We start from the raw sequence: 11,533 nt of genomic DNA, 5'->3' as shown, positions 1-11,533 counted from the left end.
GTTCCCAGTATTATTACTAATAATACTATCCATAAAGGGTGTCTTTTTCCTTTATCTTTCCGAAAGTCCTTGACTTGTTTCAGTTTTTCTATTAAGCTCAACATATATTTTAAAGGTTGGCGGTCACTTTTCATTTTACCTGACTGTGATCGCTTTTACTTTTGATATTCTGATGGGAGAATGAAACAGCCCTAGGGGATTGGGGGGTTGCCTCTTACCTTCAGTAATTGATAACTGATTAAGACTTCACTCCCAGATTAAAGAAAATCGTTCCCCGACGCACGGAATTATCACTGCCTTGGCTACTAATAGTAAGAGAACGCAGATTATTAAATAAAGGTTTAATCGATAATTCTAACACCCGCACGATCGGGAATTTCGATTCGATAACTGGCTGTAATTGTCGCCAATCGACGTAAAAATAACCATCATTTTCTGCGGGTAAAGCAGTAATTGCCTGTCGAAACTTACCACTACTTAAAATCGGGTTTTTCTGTGCAGATAAAGCGAAACCCATCGCTTCCACAGAACTAGCGATAATTTCATAATTATCGACCCTAGTATGCACTCCCGTCACGATCATCTCTAGTTGCGCTTTTCCCCCTGGGACCGCCGTGGTTAACTTTGTCCAAGCTGTCACCGTTCGATCGAGTAAAGGCAGATTAACCACATTATAGCCGCGACTGCGGGCCAACTCATCCAAATGCTCGATCGCACTGTCCACCTCTACCCCCATCAGCCGTTCCCCTACAAAAACACTATCGGGTTCCATCCCCTTTGAACTAGGCACGAGAGCGAGGCTATATTCGCCTCTAACCCAGCTAAAAACGTCTTCAGGCAAATTTAAACCTAAAGGCGACTGGAAGCGGTTTAAGACCTGTGTTATTAATTCCTGTAGGGGACTATCTGCTTCTAACCCCTCCTCTACCTGAGTCCAAAAACGATTTAAATCGCGACTAGCGGCGACTAAAAGGCTATTTTCGCTGATAAAAGATAATGCTCCCACGGGACTAGATAAAATTGGTGCTTGGTCATCCTGTCCTAAGACTCCAATTAAGGCGGTTTGAGCGACTATTCCCCCGGATTTGAGCGTAAAAGCCGTGGCTAATCGTTGTTTGGCTTCGGGACTCTCCGGGACGGGTTGATTAGCGATCCAAGCCGATAACGGGGGTAAATTGCCGTAAACGATAGCTATACGCGGTTCGGTGATATTTTTGAGGGCTTCTCGGTAATCGGGGCTATTTTTTAGGTTTAAATCCGGTACTTGCACGTTATTAAGTGCCTCGCGCAAAACCTTGATATTATTGGCAAAAAGCACCGTATCACCCACCACGGCACTAGCGAGAAAACGATTATTATCTCCCGCGGTCAAGGGACGTTGATAAATGAGGTTAACTCCCTTGTAGAGTTCAAAAACGAGGTCAAATTTGCCCGAAACCGCCTGTTTTGAGTAGGAAGCTTGCAGAAATTCCTTAGCGCGTTCACCATCTTTACTTTGAATTGCCAAAAGATAACCCGGTTGGATACCATTATCGGTATCGCGATCGAAATCTAGGGAAGTAACAGCGAGGGTAATTTCCTCCCCTAACCAGGGTTTGATTTCCTTTTGATAATTCAATCCCGTTTTACCGAGGAGAGTTTTTTCTAAATCTTTAATTTCTTGGTGGGAACGTCGTCGATTAGCCGGTGTAGCGATTAATTGACCAAAAGACTCTAAACGTTCGGGATTGACCAGCAAGGATACCATAACCGGGGCCTGTTTCGGCACAAAAATCGCCGCCGCTGGTTCCCGCAGCACCCCACCTTTGAGCAAAGACAGAGGACTATCGGCGAGAATCCAAGCAAAACTGGCTGTAGCGACTCCTAGGAGAATGATTACCGTCGCACCTAAAAGATAGAAAAATGATCGCAATTTCACAACCTTGTCCCGAGATGAACCATTAGCTATTTTAAGCCAGCAAATGACCCAAGAATTTCGATCGCTACAATTCTTACCAGACTGACAACCGATAACTCGCCACCGATAACTAATTTTTACCAGCCTTTTTCCGCTTGAGCGAGGACATAATTAGCTACAGTTTCGATATCTTCAGCGCTGAGACGACCACCGAAAGCAGGCATCGCCCCCATACCTTTGGTAACTTGGGTAACGATAGCTTCAACGGAATCTTTGCCGTATTTAACTAAATCCTCTTTTTTCAGGGTTTTAGCGGCATTAACCACGTTTTTACCGCCCATGTGGCAGGAAGCGCAGTTAGCACTGAAAATCGAAGCCCCATCAGCTAAAGCGGGACGAGCCATACCGAATGTAACCACAGCCAAGAGCAAGCACAGGGAAATTAATAATCTTTTCACGATAGGTTCTCCTCTATTTCTCAAGAAATTCCCCAACCATCGTCAGAAAAAAACGGTTTTCTTGTCAAAAGACAAGCTGTCAAACTTCGTGTAGAATTAATCCATGGGACAGTTAAAAGCAAACTTTTACTTTTTTGTCAAAAGACAGGCTGTCAAACTTGTCATCTTCCCTCGTGTAAAGGATTAACAAGCATGAAAAAATTAGGTTTATTGCTCGCTACCGTGGTGCTAGTCGTCTCTAGCTTCTTCTTCAACACTGCCTCCGCTGCCGCGGAAACCTTCACGGTTAAGATGGGCGGTGATGCGGGTACACTAAAATTTGAGCCCCCCACCCTCACCATTAAAGCAGGAGATACGGTGAAATGGGTCAATAACAAACTTTCTCCCCATAACATAGTTTTCGATAGCACCAAAGTTGCCGAAGCCCAAGCCAGCAAATTATCCCACAAAGGTCTGGCTTTTTCCGCCGGTGAGTCCTTTGAAAGCACTTTCAGCGAACCGGGTACTTACACCTACTACTGCGAACCCCATCGCGGCGCCGGTATGGTCGGAACGATTACCGTTCAGTAATGATCCGATTTTAGCCAAAAATAACTCGCGGTTAACTGCCGCGGGTTGTTTTTTGGGAAGTGGGGTGTGGGGTGTGGGGAGAACAAAGATGCCTTTTGTCTTTTGTCTTTTGACTCCTGAAATATAAAGTCTCGATTACAAAACTCACTTGGGAGCAATTCTCACCCCACCATAGAAACAGAAGCCCGTAGGAAAATCAGCCATGAAAGAACACGATGTCGTTATAGTGGGCGGTGGGTTAGCAGGATGCCGCGCCGCCTTAGAAATCAAACGCCTCAACCCGACTATCGATGTTGCTGTCGTTGCCAAAACCCACCCAATTCGTTCCCACTCCGTCGCTGCCCAGGGGGGTATCGCCGCCGCCCTGCAAAACGTTGACCCCAAAGATAATCCCAAGGCCCACGCCTACGATACTGTCAAAGGTTCCGATTTTCTGGCTGACCAGGATGCGGTGGATATCCTCACCCGAGAAGCCCCCGAAGTTATCATCGAATTGGAACATCTAGGCGTGTTATTCTCCCGTCTCGAAGATGGACGCATTGCCCAAAGAGCCTTTGGCGGTCACAGCCATAACCGTGCCTGTTACGCCGCCGATAAAACCGGTCACGCCATGCTGCACGAATTAGTCAGCAATTTAGGCCGTAATCAGGTAAAAATCTACGATGAATGGTACGTTTTGCGTCTTATCCTCGAAGAAGGTACGGCTAAAGGGGTGGTTATGTACCAAATCGCCACCGGACAGTTAGAAATCCTCCGGGCAAAAGCAATTATGTTCGGGACGGGGGGCTATGGTCGCGTTTATAACACCACCTCCAACGATTTCGCCTGTACGGGAGACGGTTTAGCTTTATCGGCAAAAGCGGGTATTCCCCTAGAAGACATGGAATTTGTCCAATTTCACCCCACTGGACTCTATCCCGTCGGTGTTTTAATCTCGGAGGCGGTCCGGGGTGAAGGAGCTTATTTAATCAATAGCGAAGGTCGTCGTTTTATGGAAGATTACGCCCCCTCGCGCATGGAATTGGCCCCCCGGGACATCACTTCCCGCGCCATTACCCTAGAAATTCGCGCCGGCCGGGGGGTAAATCTGGACGGTAGCGCCGGAGGCCCCTTTGTCTATCTGGATTTACGCCATTTAGGCCGGGAAAAAATTATGAGTCGCATTCCTTTCTGTTGGGAGGAGGCCCACCGTCTCGTCGGTGTCGATGCGGTAGAGGAACCGATGCCTGTACGTCCTACAGTTCACTATTGTATGGGAGGCATTCCCGTTAATACCGATGGTCGCGTTCGCTTAAGTGCCGATACCCTCAGCGAGGGCTTTTTCTCCGCCGGGGAATGTTCCTGTGTCTCTGTTCACGGGGCCAATCGTTTGGGCAGTAATTCCCTGTTAGAATGTGTGGTCTATGGGAGAAGAACCGGCAAATCGATCGCTAAATACGTCGAAAAACGCGCTTTTCCCGTCTTTAATCCCGATATTTACCTTCAGGATGCGAAAGAGGAAATCACCGCTTTATTGACCAAAAAAGGCACGATTCGCATCGGTCAACTGCGTCAGCAATTCCAAGACTGTATGACCCAACATTGCGGCGTTTTTCGCACCGAAGCGACCATGCGCGAGGGAATTAAACAAATCGGCGAATTAAAGCGCAAATACGAGCAGATTTACCTCGATGATAGGGGTGATTGCTGGAATACGGAACTAATCGAGGCCTGGGAATTACAAAGTCTCATGGTGGTGGGGGAAATTATCCTCACCTCTGCCCTCAATCGTCAAGAAAGCCGAGGGGCCCATTCCCGCGAAGATTTTCCCCAACGGGATGACCAAAATTTCCTTCAGCATACCCTCGCCTATTATTCCCCCGACCGCATCGATATCGACTATATGCCCGTGGTGATTCAGGATTTCACCCCCGTGGAACGTAAGTATTAACCTCTGGTCGCACGGTAAATGTAAAGTAATTTTACAAACTCCTTGGCATTTACCGAGATTTAGTTCTATAGTAGATAAAGCAACGCGGGATAGAGCAGTCTGGTAGCTCGTCGGGCTCATAACCCGAAGGTCAGTGGTTCAAATCCGCTTCCCGCCATTACTTATAAATCCGGTAGTTAAATCCGATTTCCCATTAACAAACGTCGAACATTACCCGTTCAAGAGAGCGATTGGGGTCAATGTAAGATTGGCGAGAATGGAGACAAGTATAATTATCTATGATCAAGATCTGTTCTGCTTTTAAATAGAGCGGAACGTGATAGGCTTCAAACAGTGCCAGAAATTTATCACATAAAGCCATTAAACGGGAATCTAGGTCAGAAGCGACCGGTTTATTAAGATCGGGGCTAAATTCCCGATAAATCAGCACATTATAGCTAAAGCGGATGATTTCGGCATCTCGTTGCCAAATTGGTGCAAAACAGCTTTCTTTGCCGTCTTTGGACATAAAATATTGAGGTTGAGCCGCCATAAAATGTTGTTCCTCAAGGGTAAAATGACGCAATAAGTCATCAAACTTAACCAAAGTCGTCGCACCCCCACCCCAACGATCTGGGGTTTTACAGTGCAAACAGAGGTATTTAGGAGGGATAGCTTTGTAGGACCATTCTGTATGAGGTAAAAGCCCAATTCCGGGGGATTGTGCATCACTTTTTCCCATAGCGTCAGGATTTGCTTTGATAGGATAGATAATCTTTCCGTTAGTTTGGATAACGGGGGTTGCTTGGGTAACATCCTGTAAACATTGTACCCAGCGATCGCCCCAAGGGTTATCGAAGACAAAAAAACCGTTTTTTTTGAGGTGGTTTTTTAGGGTAGCTGTGGATTGAGTGAAGGGGGAGAATGTGAGAATTGAAGACATAATAAGCCTCTCGAAGAAATAGAATGTTTAGAACATCCCAATCTTCTGAAAAATGCTTATAATTGACGAGATCATGTTATAGACAGATATTAAGTTCCCCTTTCTGTCCCTTTTCCGATCGAATCAGTTAGATTGATAATGGGACTCGTAGTGAATGAGTTGGATTTATGCCTAAAGAACGTAAACAACGGGGTATCTTAGCCACATCAACTGGAAAACAAAGACTTCAGCAAGCCAAAGCTAATGGACGAAATAAGTTAGGTAGGCTGTTAACCTATGACAATATTGCTGAAAAAGCAGAGGTTGATAAGAGAACCGTTGAGCGATTTATGAAGGGAATACAAGCTGTCGATCGAGATAAAGCTTATGCTATTTGTACGGCTTTAGGATTAGAAATTACTGATGTTGTCGATCCTGATGAGTGGAATTATGAAGAATCATCCAACACGGAGATTAATTGGACAGAAATTTGTCAACAAGCCCTAATTAATAAGCCTTTACGTCAGCAAGCTACTGAGGAAGGTTTTGAAGTTAAGATTTTCGTTCCTTTAGGCTTAATGGAGCGTAAACAGCAGCCAAAACGACCAATTAACCAAGATTTGACGAAGGAACAGGTATTACAAACCGAAGAAAGGGAAGAAATCACCCGACGCTTTGAACATGAGGAGTTTTTGAACTATATCGATTTAGGAACAACTCAGGGAGAGGGTGATAAAAATATTGCCATTATTGGCAATCCAGGAGCAGGAAAAACCACTTTATTACAGAATTTAGCGGAAAATATTCTTAAACAAAACGCTTTGCCGATTTGTATCTCGTTAGGCGCGTTAGATACTCATCAATCCTTACAGGAATACTTAGAAAATAAGTGGTTAAGGGATGTTTTAGGAGTAAGGGAAGTTAAGGAAGCTGTCAAGGATGAATTTGCTAAATTATTTGATTTAAAGCCCGTTTGGTTGTTATTAGATGGTTTAGATGAGATGGGGGTTAATTCTCCCCTAGAAGCTTTAAGTCGTATTGGGGATGAACTGGGATCGAGTTATTTACAGAAGGCACGAGTGGCTTTATCCTGTCGAGTAAATGTGTGGGATGCCCATTTAACGAATCCTTTACAGGGGTTTATTCCCTATAAAACCTTAGATTTTACGGAATATCAGTGCGCTCGGTTTATCAGAGAATGGTTTAAGTACAAAGGTAATTCAGCTTTCGGGGAAAGCTTAATTCATCGCTTACAGGAGTCAGGGCGAGAGAGCTTAAGGGAATTGGTTAAAAATCCCTTACGGTTGGTGGTATTGTGTCAAATTTGGTCATTAGAACCGGGAGATTTACCCGAAACAAAGGCGCAGCTTTATCAGGTTTATTTACCTTATTTTTACGACTGGAAAAAGGAAGTCAGAGATTTAACGCAAGATGATCACTTACAAGCTTCTTTACATCAAGCTTTAGGAAAATTGGCGATCGCAGGAATTGAGAGTGTTTCCCGTTATCGTTTACCGAGAAGGTTAGCGGTTGAGGTAATGGGACAAGAATTATTTAAGTTAGCGGTAGCTTTGGGGTGGTTAAATATTGTAGATCGGGATATCGTGACTCAAGAAGCGGTTTATGCCTTTTTTCATCCTAATTTTCAGGAATTTTTTGCTGCTTGTGGGGTGGAAGATTGGGATTTCTTTTTACCGCGAAATCATGTAGATCGTCCTGTAGAGGGGAAGGTTTATCGCATTTTTGAAGCGAAATGGAAAGAGGTGATTTTGTTATGGTTGGGTAGGAGTGATGTTAAGGATGAGGAGAAAGAGGGTTTTATTAGGGATTTAGTTGATTTTAAGGATGGTTGTGAAGGGTGGCGTTTTTATTATAATCGTGCTTATTATTTGGCAAGGTTAGGAGTTATTGAGTTCAAAACTTGCTCTCTGGAGAATCAGATTGTAGCTTTCATTATCAGCCTTGCATTTGGTTTTTGGGATTGGGAAACCAAAGAATGGAAAACCTACTTTGATCCTGTCTCAAAATCTGCTAGAGCAATATTAACTGAAACAGATCGTCCAAAAGCGATTGCCTTGTTAAATGCCCTGATTTATTCTTCAAAAAAAGAATATGAACTTAATTACGCTGCCAAAAGTTTAGGCGAAATTGGAGAGGATAGTCAATTAGCGATTTCCGCTTTGAGATATCTGATTCATTCGTCACAAGATGAATATACTCTGATAAATGCAGTAAAAAGTCTCCAGAAAATTGGACAGAATGATGAAACAATAATTTCCGCTTTGAGATATCTGATTCATTCCTCAAAGGATGAATTCATACTTAAAAAAGCAGCTAAAAGTCTAGGAGAAATTGGACAGAATGATGAAACAGTAATTTCCGCTTTAATTGACTTACTCTGTTCTTCATCAGATGAAGAAAGTCGTCAGCAAGCAGCAATAAGTTTAGGAGAAATTGGAAAAGGTAATGAAAAAGCTATTTTATCTTTAATTAATCTGCTTCGTTCCTCAAATGATAGATGGACTATTCAGTATGCACTATGGAGTTTAGAAAAAATTGGACAAGGTAATGAAACAGCCATTTTAGCTTTAATTGATCTGCTTCGTTCCTCAAATGATAAATGGACTATTCAGTATGCACTATGGAGTTTAGAAAAAATCGGACAGGGTAATGAAACAGCGATCTCCGCTTTAATAGATATCATTCGATCTTCTCAAGATAAAGAACTTATTAGTTCTATAGGGTACAGTTTAGGAAAAATCGGACAGGGTAATGAAACAGTTGTCTCCACTTTAATCGATATAATTCATTCTTCTAAAGACAAAGAACTTATTAGTTCTATAGTGCAAGGTTTGGGAAATATCGCGCAGGATAATGAAACAGTAATCTTAGCTTTAAATAATCTGATTCATTCCTTAGAAGACGATTTCACTATTCTGCTAATAAGATTTTGCTTATGGGAAATTAGTCCCAATAAAGAAACAGCCATGTTAGATTTTATACATTATATCTGTTCTTTAAAAGAAGAATATATATTTGTTGCTGTTGCAGCAAACTTAAAAAAAATGGTCGAGGATGATAAAACAATTATTTTAGCCTGTAGCGATCTAATTAGTTCTTCACAAGATAAATCTATTATCAGGAGAGCAGCCAGAGTTTTAGGAGAAATTGACTTCACAAATAAACTGGCTATATCAACTTTAAGTAACCTGATTCTTGACTTAAAAGATGAATTTAATCTTCACAAGACCGCGACGAATTTAGGAGAATTTAGACAGGACAATAAAATAGCTATTTTAGCTTTGATTGACTTAATTTATTTGGCTAAAGATCAATCTATTCTGAGGGAAGTAGCCAAACTTTTAGGAGAAAATGACTCTAGTGATGAAACAGCTATCTTAGCGTTAATCGACATCATTCGTTCTTCAAAAGATGAATCAGTTCTTCAAAACATAGCAATGAGTTTAGGTGAAATTAGACAAATTAGAGAAATAGCCATCTCAGCTTTAGTTGACCTGCTTCATTCACCAAAAGATGACTGGATTCAGGATATGGTAGTAGAAATTTTAGGAGAAATTGAACAAGGGAATGAAACAGCTATCTTGTTTTTTATTGACTTACTAGGTTCTTCATCAGATGATAAAACTCGTCGGCAAGCAGCAAGCAGTTTAGGAGAAATTGGACAAGGGAATGAAACAGCTATCTTAGCTTTAATTGACTTACTCCGTTCTTCATCCGATGAAAAGACTGTTAGAGATACAATATGGAGTTTAGAAAAAATTGGACAAGGGAATGAAACAGCCATCTTAGCTTTAATTGACTTACTCCGTTCTTCATCAAATAAAAATATTAAAAGCACAGTATTAAATGCTTTAGAAAAAATTGGAAAAGGTAATGAAAAAGCTATTTTAGCTTTAATCGACTTACTCCATTCCTCATCAGATGAAACGACTTTTAGCCTTACAATATTAACCTTACAGACAATTGGACAAGATAATGAAACAGCCATCTTAGCTTTAATCAACTTACTCTGTTCTTCATCAGATGAAACGATTCTTTACCAAGCCACAAAAAGTATAGAGAAAATGCTGCAACAAGAACAAATGCCAAAAGTGGTAACTACTCTTAAATATTACTTGCTTAAAAATAATTATGAAAGTTGTTTTAAACGATATAGCTACCAAATCCTCTGGAAATGCGCTCAAACCCTATCTTACCCCGAATTTTACCAAGCATGGCACGCTACCACCACCCCAGAAACCACCCCCATCGGTGACACTCCCACCAGTCAACAGCTTAACCTGCAACATCTCCCCAACTTACTCCCCTCTGAGTACCTTTACCTTAACCCCGAAACCCTCAACCACTATAATACATCTGAACTTAGCCAAGAACTCTGTAATCTTATCTACCACAGACTGCAACAATACCCCATCCCCGAAGTCAACAGTATCCCCCAACTCAAACGCCATCTTATCCCTCTAATCGACCAAAATCCCCAATTAACTCTCATTTTCGGAGAAAGTAACCCTAGCGAAACCCTTTTATCCCTCTGTCAACAACTTAACCCGACTATTCCCACCGCATGGATTACCGAAAACCCCATTGCTAACCTACAAACCTTCTCCCCCAACCAACCCAACCTAATCGAAGTGATCTTAAACTGGAAAAATCGGTAAACACCTCTGAATTATGCCAAGAATTGGGGATTCCCTTGGTTAAAGATTGTGAGGAACTGTTAGGGCAAATTCAGGAAAACTTAGTAGATTCAGACAATAACTTAAAGTAAACCTGAGAAAATTTCAGTTTTTATCTATAAAAAACAATGCCTGCCAAAGATATTTTCCATGACTGTGTAAAACACGCCCTAATCAAAGACGGCTGGATAGTTACCGATGATCCCTTAAGTCTTAAAATTGGCAAAAAAGACTTGTTTATTGATCTAGCGGCTGAAAAGATACTAATGGCAGAAAAAGGAACAGAAAAAATAGCCGTTGAAATTAAAAGCTTTATCGGGACATCGGAAGTCGAAGACTTAAAAAATGCGCTGGGTCAATATGTTCTTTATGAAAAAATCATCAAACGCCAACTTTTAGATAGAACTCTTTATCTTGCTATTCGAGAAAACACTTTCAACAGCTTATTTCATCAAGAAATTGGTCAAATACTCCTTGAAGAAAAAACACTAAAACTAATTATCTTTAACCCTGACAATGAGGTAATCACCCAATGGATAAACTAAACCATTACCGCAAAATTATTCATCAGATTCTTGTCCCCTATAGCCAAATTATTTATAACAATGCGGACATTCAAAATCGTCTAGCTTTTGATCCTCAGAATGATCAATATCTCGTCATTTCAGAAGGTTGGCAACAGAATCAGCGTTATCATGATTGTCTGATTCATTTAGAAATTATTAACGAGAAAATTTGGGTACAATGTGATAACACCGAAGACGGTATCACCAAAGAATTACTAAGCGCAGGCATTGCTAAAGAAGATATTGTTTTGGGATTCCATGAACCTAAAATACGTCAATATACAGGCTTCGCTGTCGCTTAACGTTCAAATATGATGGACAATTCTCAAAACCGCGATCGCCGCCAAATGAATCACTATTAGAAGAAGATTAGGGCTCTTCGTTACCCTTTATGCTAAATCAACAGACAAGATGCCAAGACAACATACTTCTAACCCAAAAATTCCGAAAGTTTCTCAAGCCATAGCCTCTCCGTTTTATTAGTTTAAGTTTATTGTTGATTCCCTCGACCACC

At 41.7% G+C, this 11,533-nt stretch carries 10 protein-coding genes and 1 tRNA gene; 6 read left to right on the top strand and 5 right to left on the bottom strand.

Annotated elements, in window-relative coordinates; genetic code table 11:
- The 3 genes from IM322_RS23730 to petJ all read right to left on the bottom strand — a co-directional run.
- The coding region (locus IM322_RS23730; protein WP_502845731.1) for a transposase family protein at positions 1-104 on the bottom strand (104 nt) is incomplete at its 3' end.
- A 134-nt stretch (positions 105-238) separates the two neighbouring features.
- The gene (locus IM322_RS14535) at positions 239-1,918 is read right to left on the bottom strand and encodes a DUF3352 domain-containing protein (protein WP_287673328.1); all 1,680 of its coding nucleotides are present in this window, start codon (positions 1,916-1,918) and stop codon (positions 239-241) included.
- Positions 1,919-2,034: 116 nt separating this feature from the next.
- Complete coding sequence (petJ, locus tag IM322_RS14530) at positions 2,035-2,355, bottom strand: cytochrome c6 PetJ (RefSeq protein WP_002796336.1); 321 nt, start codon at positions 2,353-2,355, stop codon at positions 2,035-2,037.
- Positions 2,356-2,547: 192 nt separating this feature from the next.
- Between petJ and petE the strand changes: the two genes are divergently transcribed.
- The 3 genes from petE to IM322_RS14515 all read left to right on the top strand — a co-directional run bounded on the left by petE (position 2,548) and on the right by IM322_RS14515 (position 5,012).
- Positions 2,548-2,925 (top strand): plastocyanin, encoded by a 378-nt coding sequence (gene petE, locus IM322_RS14525; protein ID WP_287673329.1) that lies wholly within the window; start codon positions 2,548-2,550, stop codon positions 2,923-2,925.
- Between the two features lie 202 nt (positions 2,926-3,127).
- The gene (locus tag IM322_RS14520; RefSeq protein WP_149107929.1) at positions 3,128-4,855 is read left to right on the top strand and encodes a succinate dehydrogenase/fumarate reductase flavoprotein subunit; all 1,728 of its coding nucleotides are present in this window, start codon (positions 3,128-3,130) and stop codon (positions 4,853-4,855) included.
- Positions 4,856-4,938: 83 nt separating this feature from the next.
- Positions 4,939-5,012, top strand: a tRNA-Met gene (locus IM322_RS14515).
- Between the two features lie 36 nt (positions 5,013-5,048).
- Here IM322_RS14515 and IM322_RS14510 read toward each other — a convergent pair.
- A complete protein-coding gene (locus tag IM322_RS14510) occupies positions 5,049-5,777 on the bottom strand; it encodes a TauD/TfdA family dioxygenase (protein WP_287673332.1) in 729 nt (242 codons plus the stop codon).
- A gap of 167 nt (positions 5,778-5,944) precedes the next feature.
- Here IM322_RS14510 and IM322_RS14505 point away from each other — a divergent pair, with 167 nt between their 5' ends.
- From IM322_RS14505 to IM322_RS14495, 3 genes are all read left to right on the top strand, one after another.
- Positions 5,945-10,435 (top strand): HEAT repeat domain-containing protein, encoded by a 4,491-nt coding sequence (locus IM322_RS14505; protein ID WP_287673334.1) that lies wholly within the window; start codon positions 5,945-5,947, stop codon positions 10,433-10,435.
- A 146-nt stretch (positions 10,436-10,581) separates the two neighbouring features.
- Positions 10,582-10,998: an element excision factor XisH family protein gene (locus IM322_RS14500; RefSeq protein WP_287673335.1), complete on the top strand. Its 417-nt coding sequence runs from the start codon at positions 10,582-10,584 to the stop codon at positions 10,996-10,998.
- Entirely contained in the window at positions 10,986-11,321 is a 336-nt protein-coding gene (locus IM322_RS14495; protein ID WP_002762148.1) for a XisI protein, read from the top strand. The genes IM322_RS14500 and IM322_RS14495 overlap by 13 nt, the downstream gene beginning before the upstream one ends.
- A 97-nt stretch (positions 11,322-11,418) precedes the next feature.
- Here the strand turns inward: IM322_RS14495 and IM322_RS14490 are convergent.
- A partial coding sequence (locus IM322_RS14490) for a transposase (protein WP_287627018.1) occupies positions 11,419-11,533 on the bottom strand: 115 nt, incomplete at its 5' end.

It is taken from the genome of Microcystis sp. M109S1 (genome assembly GCF_020247025.1).
GTDB lineage: Bacteria > Cyanobacteriota > Cyanobacteriia > Cyanobacteriales > Microcystaceae > Microcystis.
This window is presented reverse-complemented; position numbering and strand designations above follow the sequence as displayed.